This is a genomic window from Nocardia nepalensis (genome assembly GCF_048910785.1).
GTDB classification, from domain to species: Bacteria; Actinomycetota; Actinomycetes; order Mycobacteriales; family Mycobacteriaceae; genus Nocardia; species Nocardia nepalensis.
Genome location: NZ_JBKBET010000020.1, coordinates 380,857 through 398,273 on the forward strand (window position 1 = coordinate 380,857; position 17,417 = coordinate 398,273).

A 17,417-nucleotide genomic window follows, 5' to 3' on the forward strand; every position below is an offset into this window, starting at 1 on the left:
ACGCTAAACGAAGGCAAGTGACATTGCGGTGAACAGTTGACAGATCGATCACCAATCCACCATCGCCGCAGGTAGATGCCGCTGACGCTAATATTTCGTAAAACGCCACTTCACGGCACGGAAATTGCACAGCAAAAATCCGGCATCATGGTCGAACGAATTCGACCAGTGACGTTACTCACGCACGGCCGCGTCGATGCGTCCGATATCCGAATTCCGAATTCACCCCGGGAAACGGGACAATGCCGAATATCCGAGGTCAGGTGGTGCCCGTATTGCTGAGCGGCAGATGCAACCGCACCTGCGCGCCGCCCTCCGGGCGGTTGACCGCCTCGGCCCGCCCGTCGTGCAGTGCGACGATCGAACGAACCAGCGCGAGCCCGAGGCCGTGCCCCTGTCCGTGGCCTCGCGCGAAGCGCCGGAACACATGCGGCAGCACGGCGGGATCGAATCCGGGCCCGTCATCGGTGACCGTCACCACCACCTCCTTGCCGGAGGTCGCGACACCGACCCGCACATGCGCGGCGCGGGCGACGGCATTGCGCACGACATTGTCGATGGCCTGTCGCAGCAGGATGTCGTCACCGTCGACGACCGCCGGGCGCGTATCGGTCAGCTCGACCGCGGCCCCGCCCGCCGCGGCCGTCGCGACGATCTCCTCGGTGAGCAGGTCCACGCGCAGCGGCATCCGGACCGGTTCGACCGTGCCCGCGTCGAGCCGGGCGAGGTCGAGCAGCTGCACGACGCTTTCCCCCGCACGTTCGGTGGCCGCGCGGATTTCGGTCAGTGTGCGCACGTACTCCTCGGCTTCGCGCGGCCGGGACATGGCCTGACTCGCCGTCGCGCGGATGACCGCGATCGGGGTGCGCAGCTCGTGGGCGGCATCGGCGAGGAAGTCGCGCTGGAACTGCTGGGCACGCACCGCCGGTGTCAGCATGCGGCCCGCGAGCAGCCAGGTCAGCCCGGTCAGCAACGCGGTGACGCCGACCGCGATCAGCGCGACATACCAACGCTGCCGGACGATTTCGGCGTCGGTATCGTCCAGCGGCGTCGCGGTCACCACGACCCGGCCGTCGGGCCGCAGTCGGGCCGCGCCGAAGTAGTGCTCGTCCTCGGTCCACACCTCACGCAATGCCGAACCGGCGCCCCAGTCGGGATCGCGTGCCTGCTCGGCCAGATCCTGTACCGGCGCACCGACATAGACCTCACCGAGCGGGGTGGCCACACCCGCCGCGTCGACGACCCACGCGTTCTCGCGCAACCAGTCCGGGGCCCGCGCCGGATCAGGTTGGGCCGCGACATCCGCGACGTGCTCGGTGGCGCTCACCCGCGCCTCCGCCTCACTGCGGTCGGCGAGTACCGATGCCAGATAGACCGCACCCGCGCCGACCAGCAGCAGCGCGGCAAGCGCGGTGGCCAGGGTGAGACGGATGCGAAATCGCCTGAGATACATCGTCATTCCTCGGCGTACAAGCGGAACCCGACACCGCGCACGGTATCCAGGCGGGTTCGCGCGGTCGGCAGGTCGAGTTTGCGGCGCAGGGTCGAGACGTAGACGTCGACGACATTCGAGGTGCCCTCGTAGTGCAGATCCCAGACCTGTTCCAGCAATTCGGTCCGGCTGACCGCGTTACCCGACTGCTGCATCAGGTACTGCACTACCGCGAATTCCTTGGCGGTCAACGGAATCAGCACCTCCGCCCGCCACACTCGGTGGGTTGCCATATCCAATTTCAGATCGCCGACCCGCAGCACCGAACCGCCCTGTGTCACCGGCCTGCGCAGCACCGCGCGCACCCGTGCGGCGAGTTCGCCGAAGTCGAAGGGTTTGGTGACGTAGTCGTCGGCGCCGGTGTCCAGACCGGTCACCCGATCGGTGGCGCTGCCCCGCGCGGTCAGCACGAGTACGCGGGTGCGGCCGTCGGCCTTGAGCTGGCGGCACAGGCTCAGTCCATCACCGTCGGGGAGGCCGAGATCCAGGACGACCAGCGCGTAGTCGTTATAGGAGCACAGGTCGTCGGCCTGGGCCAGGGTCGGGGCGTGGTCGACCGCATGCCCCTCCTCGCGCAGGCCGCGCACCAGCACCCTGGCCAGCCCCGCGTCATCCTCGACCACCAGCAACCGCACCAGCACAGTCGATCACATCATCGGTCGACGACAATGCCGGGGACGGGTTTCGGACGGCCCGGCAGGACCAGTTCGGCGGGGACGGTGAACCAGCTCTCGGCGATGGTCGCGTAGAACTCGGTCATATCGACGGTGGCCTTCAGATTGTCCTCGCGGTCCAGACCGCGCAGTGACGGCTGCTCGCCGTGGCCGCCGGGGCGGACCGGGCCGAACAATAGTGCGGTCGACGCCGCGCCGTGGTCGAGTCCGCCGGAGTCGTTATCGGGGACGCGGCGGCCGAATTCGCTCAGGGTGGCGATGAGTACGCGGGAGGTGAGACCGCGACGGTCCAGGTCGGCGCGGAAGGCGCCGATGGCGGTGTCGAATCGCCGCATGATGGTCGCGTATCTGGTCAGGTGGTCGGTGTGGGTGTCGAAATCGTCGGCCATCGGGACGTGCACGACTCGGATGCCGTGCCGATCGTCGGCGAGAACTCTCGCGGCCAACGACAATTGGGAGCCCAGGTCGGTATCCGGGTAGCCGTCGGCCGCGGCGGGCAAGGTGGCCGCGACATCACTGAAACGCAGTGCGGTGCGCGCGCTGTCGCGGGCGGTCGACAGCAATGCGGCGTCGCCGCGGTCCGGGTGATTCATCGCGCGCTGGGCCGCGAGCCAGGCCGCCGCCAAGGCCGGATCGTCGGGTGCCGGGAAAGCGCCACGGGTGTCGGGATCCATCGACAGCGTGGTGCACCGTTCGGCGACCAGGGCGGGTGAAGGTCCGCCGCCGAGTGAGACACCGACGGCGGGCGCGGCCGGATCGCCCATGACATCGCAGAGCCGGCCGAGGAACCCGGTGGTGGGCCGGAGCTTGCCTTCGGGATCCCCGGTCCACCAGCGCTGCAGCATCTCGAAGTGCGAGAGGTCGGGTACGGCGGTGCCGACACCGGCGAGAACCGCGGCGCCGCCGAGCGCCACCTGCTCGAGTTCGGGGTGCAGGCCGATCCGGTCGTCTATCCGGTGCACACGCGACGCCTCGATGGCGGTATTGCGGCGCAGCGCGTAGTAGCGGTCGTCGGCGTAGGGGACGGCCATCGACAGACCGTCGTTGCCGCCCGCCATTTCGATGACGACGAGTTTGCGCTGGTCGGGTGGGGCGGCCACCGGCGGCGTCAGCGCACGCATCGACGCGGGAGGCGGTGCGAATTCCGAGCCGAGCCGCCACGCCGCGTATCCGCCGACGGCGGCGAAACTGCCTGCGGCAGTGAGACCCAGGAACCTGCGGCGGTCGAGGCTGATCATGACAGCGTGAACTCCGGTGACGAGACGACGCAGGCCAGGATTGCCACCGCGCGATCGCGCGGGTCCAGGCCGGGTGTGGCGGCCAGGGCCGTCACCGCATCGCGGGTGGTGGGTGTCGGGTCGTAGACGGCCGCGCGTTCGAAGGCCGCGGTGACCGGGTCGGCGGCATCGGCTATCTGCGCCAAGGGCGTCGCCTCGATGGCCAGCGCGGCCCTTGCCATGGCATGGCTGGGCGAGAGCCAGCGCGGACCGGACGGCCATCCGGCCACATTGGGCGGCGCGAACGGCACTTGGCCGAGTCGCTCGACGGCCTCCCGGCGTGCGGCCGTGTCATCGAGTCCGAAGACCGCGCTCGCCGCGGTCACCCACTCGACCGGATAGCGTGGTCGCGTCGAGCGCGAGCCGAGAAATTCCGCGCTGTACAGGATTTCGGCCATAAGCGGGCGAATCTCCAAGCCGCTCTTGACGAAAACGTCCGTCAGATGGCTCAACATCGCATCTTCCGGATCCGCGCCGCAGAAGAACCGGAACAGCTTGGTCACCAGAAACGGCGCACAGGCGCGGTGATCGCAGACCGCGTCGATCACATCGCGCGGGCCAATTACCTTCCGGCCGAATAATTCTCGTGGAACGCGGTTGGCTGAATCGGGATCGATGACCGTATTCCCGCCTTCGTTGAGATCCATGCCCGCCAATGCGATCGCCGCCGAGCGCACATCGCCCTGGGTGTAATTGCCGCGCCCGAGTGCGAACAACTCCAGCAGCTCGCGGCCGAAATTCTCGTTCGGGGCATCCGCGCGCGAGCCCGCGCCGTCGAGATAGACCAGCATCGCCGGATCCCCGGTGATCTCGTGCAGCAACGTCCGGAAGTTGCCGAGGGCGTGCCTGCGCAACAGCAGATGCTGTCGCCATAGCAACCGCCACTCGCCGACCTTGTCGTAACTCGTGGTCAGGTGCCCGTGCCAGAACCACACCAGCTTCTCGTGCAGTCCCGCCGCCGGATCGGCCAGCACCGTCAACCAGCGCTCGACCGGGCCGCCATCCACATCGGCATCGTCATCGGTCAACTCCGGCGTGCCCGGCTGCATCGGCCGTGCCGTGAGAACCGCGTCCACGACCGCGCCGATATCCCGGCCGACCCACCGCTCGGTCTGCCCGGGAAACGGCCCGAAGGTGGTCCGCCGCAGCACATGCGCGATCAACGCCCGCTCATCGCCCACGACGGACCCGTTCCCTTGCTGCCATGCCCACACGGTCGCACCGCGTGCATTAAGGGATTGTGAAATCAGTCCCCTTCGACGACCTCCGTCGCCTCGGCCACCGGATAGAAGCGGTGCACCGTGAGCGCCGCCGCCAGCAGCCGCGAGCCATTGGGTTCGCTCGGATCGATGCCGGTGAGTTCGGCGATGCGCTTGAGCCGGTAGCTGAAGGTGTTGGGGTGCACGTGCACCTCGGCGGCGGCCGCCTTGCGATCGGAGCCGTGCCGCAGATGCGCCGCCAGCGCCTCGAACAGGTGCGGGCGCAGCAGCAGCGGCGCGATCCGGTCGGCCAGGCGATCCCGGGCCGGTCCCGGGCGGGTGAGTTGGTACTCGAGCAGCAGATCGTCGAGGTCGTACCGGCCGCTCGGCCGGTTGAGCAGCCGGGCGAGCTCGGCCAGATCGGTCGCCTCCTGAACGGCGTGTGGCAGCAGTTCCCGTTCGACGGCGCGGCGTTCGGCGAGGAAGACGTCGACGCCGAACTGTTCGCTGAGTTCGGCGGCCAGCCGCTGGTACTCCTTGGAGTCGGCTCCGCTCGGCAGCAGGGCGATTCCGGTCGTGCCGTCGAAGGTGCTCAGCGCCTTTGTCCCGGCGATCCCGTCCAATGCCCGCTGCAGCACCCGGATGCGGCGGCGGGTGAGCAGATCGGCGACCACGAGCGGGTGCTCGTCCGGGCAGATGTGGATGGCGAGCACCGTATAGCTTTCCGCGAGCACGACATCCGCGCGTGCGGCCAGTTCCTCGGCGGGCTGGCCGCGCAGTAGTGCCGAGCACAGAGCCCGGCGCGCCTCACGTTCGGCGTGGTAGATCGACTGCTCGACATCGGTATAGGCCTCGACCACCGCGACATTGATATCCCGCAGCAGGTCGAGCAGCCGACCGCCGAAGGCGATCAGATCGTTCATATCCTCGGGCTCGGCCACCGCCGCCGCCTCCTGCAGGATCGCCTGACCCGAACCGTGCACGGCATGCATCAACAGCCCCAACGGGATCCGGTCCTCGGCATGCCGCTCGGCCACCGGACCGACGAACTCGACCACCTCGGCCCCGGTGAACGTGCGCTGCTCCTGGAGCGCGCGCAGGAAGGCGCGGCCGCATCCGGCGATCGCGGGCAGCACCTCCTCGGTGAAGTGCCCGTCCGGCAGATCGGCGGCCGGTGGCGTCGATCCGAGGCCCGCCGCGAGCATGCGTTCGGCGACTTCGGGCAACCGACGGACCAGTCGGGCGATTATCGGGGCATCTCCGGACAGCGGGGGCAGGACAACGGGCATGACTTGCACGTTACCAACGATGCCATTTACCAATAAATCTCGTAACCACCCGGTCGGTTGTCTCCGAACACAAGTTTTCCGCGAATTATTCTCGCTCGCGTGCAGTGACAACGCCGCCCGCTATGACCCTGCTCACCAGCGCGTTCCGCGCGCTACCGGGTGACGCTGGTCACCGTCAACACCTCCCATCGGAGAAAAACACCCGACTCAATTGTGTTTCGGGACAATTATTTTCCGCCGCCGCCGTTGCTACCTTGAGTACAGGATTCCGGCGTCATTTCAAATAAACACCATGCCGGTGTGCCTTTCGAAAGGATGAGGAATGACCGTGCATGCCGACACCGGGATGGGCTCGGCGAGTCCTATTGCCGAAATGTTTGCCTCGGACCGGCCGCTGCCCCCGGAGCTGGATCGGTTCTATCGTCCGCCCGCCGGTTTCGCACGCTTCGCCCCCGGCACCGTGCTGCGCACCCGCAGGGTCGAACTGGCGCTGTTCGGCCGTGTGCCGCAAAAGGTTTCGGCCTGGCAGCTGCTCTACCGCACCAGCAATATGCACGGCAGCGCCGAGGCGGCCGTTACCACGGTCCTGCTGCCGTGGGGCGCCGATCCGCAGGAGCCACGACCGCTGGTTTCCTTCCAGTGCGCCATCGACGGCGTCAGTTCGAGGTGTCTGCCCTCCTACGCACTGCGTCGCGGCGCGCAGGCGCTCGGCTCGATTCCGCAGGTCGAACTGCCGGTCATCGCCTACACCCTGGCTCAGGGCTGGGCGGTATCGATTCCGGACCACGGCGGGTTGGCCGGACACTTCGGAGTGCCGCGCGAACCCGGCTATCGGTCCCTCGACGCGATCCGGGCGAGTCTGAGTTTCGCACCGCTCGGCCTGACAGACTCGACTCCCATTGCGCTGTGGGGTTATTCGGGCGGTGGACTCGCCACCGCTTGGACCGCGGAGTTGGCGGCCGAATACGCGCCGGAGCTCGATATCGTCGGCGCGGTCGCCGGTTCGCCGGTCGGCGATCTCGGCTCGGCCTTCGCGCGATTGAACGGCACCTTCTTCGCGGCCTTCTCGACGATGGCCGTGGCCGGGCTGCGGCGGGCCTACGCCGATCTGGACCGCATCCTGCGCACGCATCTCAAATCCGAATTCCTCGACATACTCGCCGATGCCGAATCGCGCACCACACTGCATTTGCTGTTCCGGTTGATGGGCAAGAACATCGACAACTACAGCCACCGCACCTTCGCCGAGCTACTCGCCGAACCCGACCTGCAACAGATCCTGGCCGATATCCGGCCGGGCGTGCAGGCGCCCGCCATGCCGATGCTGATCATCCAGGGCGTCAACGACGAGCTCATCGCCGTAAAGGATGTCGACCAGCATGTCGCGCGGTACGCGATCCACGGTGCGCACGTGCGCTATCTGCGCGACCGCCTGAGCTTGCATATGCCGCTGCTGTTCATCGGCGCACCCGTCACCATGAACTGGCTGGCGGATCGCTTCGACCAGCGCCCACTGCCCCCGGCGGGCACCGAAACCGTGTGGTCGGTCGCGTTCACGAAGCGAGAGGCGCTGGGCCACTTGCGTTTTGCCGGATTGTTCGCGCGCATGCTGACCAGCAGACCGATCCGGCAGTTCCGTCGCTCCGCCATCGCGCCGAGGATCCAGCCATCGGCACTGTTCGGAGCCTCGTCGAAGTAGTGGGCATGACAGTTGTCATGCCCGACCCGTGATGCTTGGCAGATCTGTCGGCCGGCGGCGGTCCGTAGCGTCATTTCTCGTAGTGCACAGCCGAAGCACCAGCCAGGAGCACCCGAGATGACGACCACCGCAGCCACCACGCCCGTGGCCGAGCCGACCGCAACGGCGCAGACCCCGCCGCCGCGCTTCAACCCGATCCGCGTGCTCGCCCCGATCGCGCGGGATATCGCGGTGCCCATCGGCGCCTACTTCCTGCTGACCGGTCTCGGCTACAGCGACTTCGCCGGACTGCTCGCCGGATCGCTGTTCTCGGGTGCGGTGCTGATCATCGAGTCGATCCGGTCGCGCCGCCTCGAACCCTTCGCCGCGATCATCCTCGGCGTATTCGTCTTCGGCTTGGTCGGCTCGCTGATCAGCGGCGATCCCCGCATGATGATCGTCAAGGATTCCGCGGGCACCGCGCTCGTCGGCATCGCCTTCCTGATCAGCACCGTGGTCGGCAAGCCGCTGACCTACCTGTCCGCGCGCAAGGCGCTGGCGGCCGCCGGACCGGCCGGTCTCGCCGAATTCGAGCAGTCCTACCGCGACAATCCGGCCAAGCGGCGCGGCTTCACCACCCTTGCCGCGGCCTGGGGTATCGGCCTGCTCGCCGAGGCAATCGTCCGGATCCTGCTCGCCTACCAACTCCCGGTCCACACCATGGCCTGGCTGTCCCCGGTCCTGTCGATCATCTTCTTCGCCCCGCTGATCGCCCTCAGCGTCCGCTTCGTCAAGCGCGCCCGCCGCGCCTGAGGCGTCCTACCCCCGCCGGTCCCGATATTCGGGATCGGCGGCGAGGTCTTCCCAGAATTCGACGTAGGCCTGCTCGTGCAGGATGCCGAGCCGCAGAATGCGGGCGCGGGAAACCGCGCGGACCTTGTCGGCCGGGTCGATATCGGCGTGCAGTGACCGATACGACTCGAGCAGCCGACGATGTTCCGCGGCTTGGCTATGCGCCAAGGCGACCACATCGCCCGGTGCGCCCAGATCGGCGAAGAAGAGCTTGAGCTGTGCGGGGTCACGGGTTTCGGCCGGCGGATTGTGCGGATCGGCGAGCCAGCGCCGCAGTTCGGCCCGGCCCTTGTCGGTCAGATGGAAGAGTCTGCGCCGCCGCCCACCCTGCTCGGCCTCCTCGTTGAGCAGACCCCGCTCGGCCAAGCGCACGGGAATCCGATAGAGCTGCGCATGCGGCACCGGCCAGAAGTAGTCGACGCTCTCTTCGAGTGCGGCCTTCAACTCATACGGCGTGAGCGGCCCGTGCCTGGCGATCAACCCCAGCACGATGTGGTCCTGCGGCCCGAGATCCGGCATGGCTCCTCCATCCCATTGACACCGTCTCACTGAGACTATATGTTAGTGCCATCGAGACCGTATCAATGAGACTATTGAGGAGTGACGATGCGCGACTTCGGCATCACCCTGTTCGACGAGTGGACCGCGATGTGGAACGGCGAGCTGGCGCTCGCGGAGAAGATCATGGCCCCCGAATTCACCCTCCGCTACGCGCAGCCGAACGGCAGCGAGTACGACGATATTCACGATCCGCAGGCCCTTGCCGCCAAGGTCGGCGAATTTCGCGAGCAGCGCGCCGGGATCCGATTCGCACCCCAGGGTGAACCGGTCGTCCAAATGGATGACACCCGAACGGGATTCGTGGCACGGCCGTACGGCGCGGAGTCGACCGGTCCCGATGGTATGACCATTGCCATCAGCGGCACCGATATTCTGCGCACCGTCGCGGGGGTCATCACCGAGGTCTGGTCGGTCTCCGGCGGTCGCGCCGGTCGTAGCTTCTACTGAGCCAGCGTCATCGGGGGGAGGTACTCGCCGACCAGCGTGCGGTGCCACCATGTTCGCTCGTGCCGCAGCTCGGCGCGGGTTGCGAAGCGGTACAGGTAAATTCGCGCCCGCACATATGTCGGCGGTGCGTCGGGGAAGGGGCACCGGCGCAGCAGCCGCAGCGTCGCCGGATCATTGCGCAACAGCCGCTCGACGAAGGCGAGCAGCCAGCCGCGGGCGTAGGCCGGGGAGATCGCGGCGAACCACATCAACCAATCCAGCCGCAAATGGTAAGGAGCCCATTGCCGCGGCAGTCGACGGGGATCACCGGGCTTACCTTTGAATTCGTACTCCTGCCAATGGGTTTGCTCGGTGATCTCCGCCTCGTCGGTACCCTCGAATACCACCTCCTCGCGGGTGCGGCCGATATTGCCGAACGCGCCGTAGGTATTGACGAGGTGCAACGGGTTGAAGGAAGCGTTCATTCGCTGCTGCTTGGATATCAGATTGCGGGCGGGCCAGTAGCTCAGGATCACCACCCCGACGGTGCACGCGATCACCAGGCCCGCGAACCACGGCGGCGCGGGAGATAGCGCCGGCGGGTTCGGCACCGGCAATACCGCGGCGGCCGAGGATCCGTCGATCACGGTGGCGGCCAATAGAATCGTCACCCAGTTCAACCAGGCGAAGTTCCCGGAGAGCACCAGCCAGAGCTGGGTGACGATGATGCACGCCGCGGCCACGCTCGCCACCGGCTGCGGCGCGAAGAGCCCCCACGGCACGACGAGTTGGGCGAAGTGGTTGGCCGCCACCTCCACTCGATGCAGCGGCCTGGGCAGGCGGTGGAAGAACCAGCTCAGCGGACCGGGCATCGGCTGGGTCTCGTGGTGGTAATACAGGCAGGTCAGATCCCGCCAGCAGGAATCCCCGCGCATCTTGATCAACCCCGCGCCGAACTCCACCCGGAACACCAGCCAACGCGCCAGCCACAGAACCAACACCGGCGGCGCCACCCGATCGTTGCCGAGGAAGATCGCCAGGAATCCGGCCTCCAACAGCAGCGACTCCCACCCGAACGCGTACCACGTCTGCCCCACATTGACGATCGACAGATATAGCACCCACAGCACCAACCACATCAGCATCGACGCCCACAGCGGCACCAGATTCAGCGCACCGGCCGCCACCGCGGCCGATAGCGCCGCGCCGGACCACGCGACGGCCGCGAAGTACCGATCGGAGTAATGCAACTGAAAGAGGCTGGGCGCACTGCGGAACGAAACCCGCCGCACGAACCGGGGCACCGGCAACATGCCCCGCGCACCGATGAGCGCCCGAAATTGCCGCGCCGCCGACAGGAACGCGATCAGATAGATCACCGCGAGGCCGTGCTGAAAGACCAGCCTGCCCAACCAGTACTCGGATTCGGTGAACGATGCCATGCCCGCTCCTTTGTCGGCGCTACCTGCGACGGTATGGCGCCCGCCCGTCTGGTAGCCGCGGCTCGGATCGGTCGGTCGGCGGTGGGATCGGCAGCGTCACCGCGACCTTGCCGACGGTGTGATAGCGGCCATGATGCCGCAGGACGACCGAATCTCCGGACATCAGGCGGTAGGTCGCCGAGTCGGGGCCGATCTCGACGGCAATGCCGTTGCCGCGCCAGATGATTCGGAATGCCAGGCGATCGATCGCGGCGGGAAGTCTGGGCGCGAAGCTCAATTCGCCGCCGTGGTCGCGCATGCCGCCGAACCCGAATACGCAGCACAGCCAGGCCCCGGCGAGCGAGGCGATATGCAGTCCGGCGGCGACATTGTGGTGCAGGTCGTGCAGATCGGTCAGGGCTGCTTCGGCGAAATAGTCGAAGGCCAGCGAGAGGTGGCCGACCTCGGCGGCCAGAACCGCCTGTGGAGCGGCCGAGAGCGAGGAGTCGCGCACGGTCAACGCCTCGTAGTAGTCGAAGTTGCGGGCCTTCTGCTCGGCGGTGAACGCCTCGGAGCACAGGTACATCGCCATGGTCAGGTCGGCCTGTTTGACGACCTGTTTGCGGTACAGATCGAAGTACGGATAGTGCAGCATCAGTGGGTACTTCTCGGGCGGGGTTGCGGCGAAGTCCCAGCGGGCATAGGTGGTGAATCCCTCGGCCTGCTCGTGCACCCGCAGTTCCGCGTTATAGGGCAGGAAGGTCGATTCGGCGCGGTCGCGCCAGCCGTTTATCTCCTCCGCATCGACATCCAGGCGTCGGGCGATATCCGCATTGCGCGCACAGGCCTCGGCGGCCTCGGCGAGGTTCCGCTGCGCCATCAGGTTCGTATAGATGTTGTTATCGGCGAGCGCTGAGTACTCGTCGGGGCCGGTCACGCCGTCGATCCGGAACTCGCCCGCGGTGTCGTAGTGGCCGAGACTCACCCACAACCGCGCGGTCTCGACCAAAAGTTCAACACCGCAGTCTTTTTCGAACTGCTCATCGCCGGTCGCGCCCAGATACCGGACCACCGCGTCGGCGATATCGGCATTGACGTGCACCGCCGCGGTTCCGGTCGGCCAGTAGCCGGAGCCTTCGTCGCCATTGATGGAGCGCCACGGGAACATTGCCCCGGTGTGCGCCAACTGGTCCGCGCGCTGGCGGGCCCGGTCGAGCGTGGCGTGGCGCCAGCGCAGGGCGTCACCCGCCGCGACCGGTACCGTGTAGGTCAGCACCGGAAGTACGAAAGTCTCTGTGTCCCAGAAGGAATGGCCGTCATAGCCGGGCCCGGTCAGCCCCTTGGAGGCAATCGCGCGGGTCTCGCCGCGTGCGCCCGCCTGCAGCACATGGAACAGCGCGAATCGAACGGCCTGCTGCAGCTCCGGATCGCCATCGATCTCGATATCAGCGGTGGACCAGAAGTTGTCCAGGTAGGCGCGTTGCCGGGCCAGCAGCGTTTCCCAGCCGGTCTCCAATCCCGCCGCCAAGGCCGCGTCGACCTGGGCCCGCAGCGCCGGTATCGAGCGCCGACTCGACCATCCGTAGCCGAGATACTTCGTCAATCGCAGACACTGCCCCTTCGCCACATCGGCCGCGATCGTCAGCCGCGCCATATCGTCCTCGGCCAGCACACTGCACCGGGGCCGCACTTCGACGTCGAGTTCGTGGTCCATGGCCGCGGCCATCCGCAGCCCGGATCGCCGGGTGTGATGGACGAGCACCGCAGCGAAATCGCGGGCCGCGGCGAAGTCCGCCACCAGCGGACAGTCCAGCGCCGCGGCGAGGCGGGGATCGTCGTGTGGCGACGGCACCGGTTCATTGGCGAGCAGATCCGACTGGACGACCAACTCGAGATCGTCGTCGAGCGGTTCGACCTCGTAGCGGATCGCGGCCAGCGCACGTTCGGTGAACGACACCAGCCGCTCCGAGCGGATGCGCACACATCGACCCGTCGGCGAGTTCCAGACCGTATGGCGCCGCAAGGTACCGGATCGGAAGTCCAGCACCCGCTCGTGTTCGACGGCCTTGCCGTAGCGCAGATCCATCGGTTCGTCCTCGACGAGCAGCCGAATGATCTTCCCGTCGGTCACATTGACGACCGTCTGCCCCTCTTCCGGATAGCCGTAACCCGCTTCGGCATAGGGCAATTGCCGCTTCTCGTAGAATCCGTTGAGGTAGGTGCCCGGTGTGCCGACCGGCTCCCCCTCCTCCAGCGTGCCGCGCAGCCCGAGGTGACCGTTGGCGAGCGCGAAAATCGATTCGGTCCGGTGCAGCGCGTCGAGATCCACTCCACACCAACGCAAATGCCATGGATCGACATCGAAGCCACGACACTCGACGGTCATTGCCGCGCCCCGAGCTCGGACAGATCGGTGACGACCACATCCGCCCCGGCCCGACGCAATGCCTCGGCATGGGTGCCATCCCGAACCCGATCGACACCCACCACGAATCCGAAGCCAGCGGCATGACCGGCCGTCACCCCGGCGATGGCGTCCTCGAAGGCCGCGGCCTGTCCCGGCTTCGCCTCCAGCGCCTCCGCGCCCGCGAGAAATGCGTCCGGCGCGGGTTTGCCGCGCAGTCCGCGGCGGGCGATCTCGACTCCATCGATACGCACATCGACGAGCCGGCCCAGGTCCGCGGCCGACAGCACCGCGGCGGCATTCGCCGATGCGGTCACCACGCCCGTCTTCACCCCGGCCGCGCGCACCGCCGACAGATACTTCGCCGACCCCGGATAGACCTGTGCGCCGTCGCGCTCGAGGATCGACCGGAACAGTCGATTCTTTCGATTGCCGAGCCCGGCGACACTCGCCTCCCCCTCCTCGGCATCGGCTTCGCCCTCCGGCAGCGTGATCCCCCGCGACTTCAGGAACTCCCGGATCCCGTCCGCCCGCGACCTGCCGTCCACATACCCCAGATAGTCCGAATCGGAGAACGGCCGGAATGCGCCATGGCTGCGACCGGCCAGGAATTCGTCGAATACCGCCTTCCACGCCCGCCGGTGCACCGCAGCGGTGTCGGTCAAAACGCCGTCGAGATCGAACAGCGCCACCGAGATCGACTCGGGCAAACCCAGCCCCCGGTGATCATGGATGGGCGTCATATCCCAGCGGTACCCGAGCGCCGAACCGGCAAACTCGGCGCAGAGCTGCGGCGATGTTCGCTATTCGAATAGTTGATCGTCGAGGATGTCGGTATCGCCGCCGACGGATTCCAGACGCAATCCCACCGCGGTGACCAGCGCGTGCACGAGTCCGGTGAATGCGGTGAGTGAGCGCAGCACGGTGACGGAGCCGGTTTCGACGTAGAACGTCAGATCGGCGATGCGGGCCAGCGGGGAGGACGGATCGTCGGTGAGCGCGATGGTGGTGGCGCCGCGACGTTTGGCGGATTCGACCGCGCGCACGGTGTCGCTGCTGTATCGGCGGATCGACACCGCTACCAGCGCATCGCCGGGCTCGATATCGCGCAGCTCGTCGGTCAGCAGGCGGGCCGAGGCCCCCAACTGCCGAACCCGTGGTCGGATCATCCGCAGCAGATAGTCGGCCATATAGGCGACGGCCAGACAGCGCCGGAAGCCTATGACGTGGACGGCCGGCGCGGTCGCCAGCGTCTCGACCGCCCGATCCCAGTCGCCGCGATCGATCCGCGCGAAGGTGCGGGTCAGGTTGTTCGTGTCGTATTCGGTGATGGCACCGAAGAATTCGTCGTGCGCGGAGGGCGGCGGTGCGCCAACAGGTCTACGCACCAGATACGCCTCGGCGGCCAGCTGCCTGCGGCATAGCTCGACCAGGGCCGGATACCCGGGCAGCCCGAGCATGGTCGCGAACCGCACCAGCGAGGAACGATGCACGCCCGCCAGTTCGGCGCTGCGGCCGATGCTCCGGAAGGCCGTGCCTTCGGGATCGTCCAATATCAGCCTGGCTATTCGCTGTTGGCCGTCGGCGAGTTCGGGTAACCGCTGCTGCAGGACGGCACGTAGTTCCTGAAAGGTGGTTGGTGCCCTGTCCCGCACAGTGAGCCTCACGATCATTCGGGTACTCGAACGATAGGCCCACACAATAACTGACGGACCGTAAGGTTTTAGTGCCCCACGGTAACCGCCGCCAACCCTCAGGGTTACAGACTTCGCCAGGCTGCCTGCGCGAATGGATCATCCGGTTGGATGCTCAGGTTCCGCATCCGCAGGCCCGACCACGGATCATTCACCAGGCCGTCGGTGAGGCCATCGAACGTGTTCGCATGTTCGAGCCTGGTCACGGCTGCGGCGAGATTTGCATCCGTCTGATCGCGTGCCCACGTGTTGACGGATTCGTAGTAGTCGCTCGCGAGACTCCTTCCGATATGTTGCAGCGTCACTCTGTCCGCATTGGCCCAACGATCCGGATGGATGGCCGTATCGAGCGCCTGGTTGTTCAGGATGGCCGTCTCGACATCGGTCACCAGCCGCTCGTCGATGGCGGCGTTGGGCGCGGGCCGCGGGGCGTTGTTGCGGAAGTTATAGGCCGCGACATGCGCCTGGCCAGCCAATTCGTTGGCGATGGCCGAGCGGGGTTGCCCCGGCTCCGTACGACGGTTCACCGCCGCCTGCAAGGCGGCATGCGCCGACGCCCGCGGCGCGAACTCGAACGGGTTCGGCGTCTTGCTTGCCTTCTGAATGGCATGCACAGAGGCGATATTGCCGATCGTCCTTCGGTCGACATGTTGCCGGGCCAGCGAGCCCATCTTGCCCTGGTAACTCGCATCCATATCGCCGAGACCATCCCACGCATGAGCCCTGCCCACGAAGTCGCCCATGCCGCCGAACTCGGCCGCGCGCGTCCTGGCCTTGGTGTCGAGGACTTCTCGCGCGGCCCGCAGTTCTTGCTGCTGGTCCCGCGTCATCCCCGATGCCGCGATGCGCATGTTGACCTTCTCGGCCGCCCTCCGCAGTCGCGCATCGGGATCCATTGGTCTGGGTGTTCTGAACGCCAACCAGGCCACCAGCGGGTTGGCGTTGGCGGTATTGATCGCGGCCAAGCCGGTCATGAGTCCGGACCCCGACCCACTGCCTCCGGCGCGCATGGTACCCATGCCCAATGCCATGCCACCGCTGCCACCCGCGGTCGAGCGTGCACCCTGGATAGCCAGCGCGAACCGGTTGGCGATCCAGTCATTGCCCCGACTCAGGCTGCGGCTCAGGCGTTTCAGCTGGGAGACGGCCACGATCTCGACGATGCCCGCGATCACGATCACCGCCAGGGTCTGCCCCCTGGCCTGTGCGAACAGATTGCCCATGAACAGCACATAGACGCCGAGGAAGATGGTGTAGGCCGTCATCCGGGCGGCCGCGACGACACTGTCGACGAGATTGCGGACCAGAAAGGTCTGCGACGGCCCGTATACGAATCCGCCTGCGGCGAAACCGAATATCGACATGAAGCCGTGATAGATGGTGTCCAGTGCGGCCTTGACGACCCTGATCCCGAGCACCACCGCGAAGACCAGCAGGATGCCACCGCAGATCAACAGCATCAGGCCGGTGCCGACCTGACCCATGCTGGGATTCTGCGCCTTGGCGTAGGCGGCGGAGTCGCCGCAGGACTGCATGCCCTTGCGGACGCGATCGTCGTCACCGGCGGTCATCCCCGCGGACCAGACCGAACGGCACGCCGGTTCCTCGTCGATCACATGCCCGAAATTCCACACCTGCACCGGGCGGCGCGCGAAGTTGTCCGCCAGGTCGCCCTGCATGGTCGTCACCAGTTGATTCGGATTCGGGTTGTTGTTGCCGTTCAGTCCGGCCGCGACCGAAATGCCCAAATCCCTTCCCTTGGCGAGCAATCCGTCCGAGGACAGCACGTCGCCGAGCGGTTCGGCCAGGAACACCGGTCCCAGCATCGCCACACCCAGCATCGTCACGATCTGCAGCACCGCCTTGGCGTGATAGCCGCGCAACCAGAACCAGGCGACGCAGAACGCGCCGATCGTCGCCGCGGTGACCAGCAGCATCGGCGTCGCGATCTGACCGGTCAGCCGGTCCGCAACCCCGGTCAGCGCCGAGCCGAACATGTTGAGCCACTGGAAGCTCAGGGCATTGCCGATCAACCAGATCGCGGTTGTCACGATGGCGATATAGCCGATGAATTCGAAGCCGAGGATCGCCCAGAGGATCGTCGCGCCCGGGTTGAGCACACCGCCGTGGTCGGTCGCGAAGGAGTAGTTCGCCAACGGAACTCCGGAAGAGTCCCGGATCTGCATCCAGCTGAGCCCGTCGATTTCGGAGACGCTGCTGCCGGTGGCGGCGGCCTGGTACTGCGCACTGGCCACCGCGCCGACGAATCCGGGAAAGACGAACAGCACGAAGATGGCGACCAGCAACCATCCCGCGCGCCGCCGCCAACGACTCGTACCGAACCAGCGCAACAACACGACGGGGCGCGGACAGCACCCCTTCGGATCCTCGGATCCCCACCTCGGCCGGACCGGCCGCCTCTTCGACCGTCTGGCCATGCCCTCAGCATG

Annotated in this window: 14 protein-coding genes; 3 read left to right on the forward strand and 11 right to left on the reverse strand. The window is 66.8% G+C overall.

From position 1 onward, the window contains the following. Positions 1-259: 259 nt before the first annotated feature. From ACHQ4I_RS12935 to ACHQ4I_RS12955, 5 genes are all read right to left on the reverse strand, one after another. Positions 260-1,453, reverse strand: coding sequence for a sensor histidine kinase (locus ACHQ4I_RS12935; protein WP_420771953.1), 1,194 nt, complete (start codon positions 1,451-1,453; stop codon positions 260-262). A gap of 2 nt (positions 1,454-1,455) precedes the next feature. After that, positions 1,456-2,127 carry a response regulator transcription factor gene (locus tag ACHQ4I_RS12940; RefSeq protein ID WP_420771954.1) on the reverse strand — a complete coding sequence of 224 codons (672 nt, stop codon included), beginning with the start codon at positions 2,125-2,127 and terminating at the stop codon, positions 1,456-1,458. Positions 2,128-2,144: 17 nt separating this feature from the next. After that, on the reverse strand, positions 2,145-3,404 hold the full coding sequence (locus ACHQ4I_RS12945; RefSeq protein WP_420771955.1) for a DUF1501 domain-containing protein: 1,260 nt from the start codon (positions 3,402-3,404) through the stop codon (positions 2,145-2,147). Further along, a complete protein-coding gene (locus ACHQ4I_RS12950; protein ID WP_420771956.1) occupies positions 3,401-4,624 on the reverse strand; it encodes a DUF1800 domain-containing protein in 1,224 nt (407 codons plus the stop codon). The genes ACHQ4I_RS12945 and ACHQ4I_RS12950 overlap by 4 nt, the downstream gene beginning before the upstream one ends. Positions 4,625-4,689: 65 nt before the next feature. After that, on the reverse strand, positions 4,690-5,931 hold the full coding sequence (locus ACHQ4I_RS12955; protein WP_420771957.1) for a PucR family transcriptional regulator: 1,242 nt from the start codon (positions 5,929-5,931) through the stop codon (positions 4,690-4,692). Between the two features lie 322 nt (positions 5,932-6,253). Here ACHQ4I_RS12955 and ACHQ4I_RS12960 point away from each other — a divergent pair, with 322 nt between their 5' ends. Both ACHQ4I_RS12960 and ACHQ4I_RS12965 read left to right on the forward strand, forming a co-directional pair. Continuing rightward, on the forward strand, positions 6,254-7,630 hold the full coding sequence (locus ACHQ4I_RS12960; RefSeq protein ID WP_420771958.1) for a lipase family protein: 1,377 nt from the start codon (positions 6,254-6,256) through the stop codon (positions 7,628-7,630). Positions 7,631-7,747: 117 nt separating this feature from the next. After that, on the forward strand, positions 7,748-8,422 hold the full coding sequence (locus ACHQ4I_RS12965; protein ID WP_420771959.1) for a VC0807 family protein: 675 nt from the start codon (positions 7,748-7,750) through the stop codon (positions 8,420-8,422). Between the two features lie 6 nt (positions 8,423-8,428). On the opposite strand, the gene ACHQ4I_RS12970 is transcribed toward ACHQ4I_RS12965, so the two are convergent. Continuing rightward, the gene (locus ACHQ4I_RS12970) at positions 8,429-8,980 is read right to left on the reverse strand and encodes a PadR family transcriptional regulator (protein WP_420771960.1); all 552 of its coding nucleotides are present in this window, start codon (positions 8,978-8,980) and stop codon (positions 8,429-8,431) included. 87 nt (positions 8,981-9,067) lie between these two features. Between ACHQ4I_RS12970 and ACHQ4I_RS12975 the strand changes: the two genes are divergently transcribed. Further along, entirely contained in the window at positions 9,068-9,469 is a 402-nt protein-coding gene (locus ACHQ4I_RS12975; RefSeq protein ID WP_420771961.1) for a hypothetical protein, read from the forward strand. On the opposite strand, the gene ACHQ4I_RS12980 is transcribed toward ACHQ4I_RS12975, so the two are convergent. The 5 genes from ACHQ4I_RS12980 to ACHQ4I_RS13000 all read right to left on the reverse strand — a co-directional run bounded on the left by ACHQ4I_RS12980 (position 9,463) and on the right by ACHQ4I_RS13000 (position 17,405). Next, on the reverse strand, positions 9,463-10,890 hold the full coding sequence (locus ACHQ4I_RS12980) for a lipase maturation factor family protein (RefSeq protein ID WP_420771962.1): 1,428 nt from the start codon (positions 10,888-10,890) through the stop codon (positions 9,463-9,465). The genes ACHQ4I_RS12975 and ACHQ4I_RS12980 overlap by 7 nt on opposite strands. 19 nt (positions 10,891-10,909) lie before the next feature. Further along, positions 10,910-13,255: a glycoside hydrolase family 65 protein gene (locus ACHQ4I_RS12985; protein ID WP_420771963.1), complete on the reverse strand. Its 2,346-nt coding sequence runs from the start codon at positions 13,253-13,255 to the stop codon at positions 10,910-10,912. Continuing rightward, on the reverse strand, positions 13,252-14,016 hold the full coding sequence (locus ACHQ4I_RS12990; protein ID WP_420771964.1) for an HAD family hydrolase: 765 nt from the start codon (positions 14,014-14,016) through the stop codon (positions 13,252-13,254). The genes ACHQ4I_RS12985 and ACHQ4I_RS12990 overlap by 4 nt, the downstream gene beginning before the upstream one ends. Positions 14,017-14,076: 60 nt before the next feature. After that, entirely contained in the window at positions 14,077-14,946 is an 870-nt protein-coding gene (locus ACHQ4I_RS12995; RefSeq protein ID WP_420771965.1) for a MurR/RpiR family transcriptional regulator, read from the reverse strand. 86 nt (positions 14,947-15,032) lie between these two features. Continuing rightward, positions 15,033-17,405, reverse strand: coding sequence for a hypothetical protein (locus ACHQ4I_RS13000; protein ID WP_420771966.1), 2,373 nt, complete (start codon positions 17,403-17,405; stop codon positions 15,033-15,035). Positions 17,406-17,417: the final 12 nt, after the last annotated feature.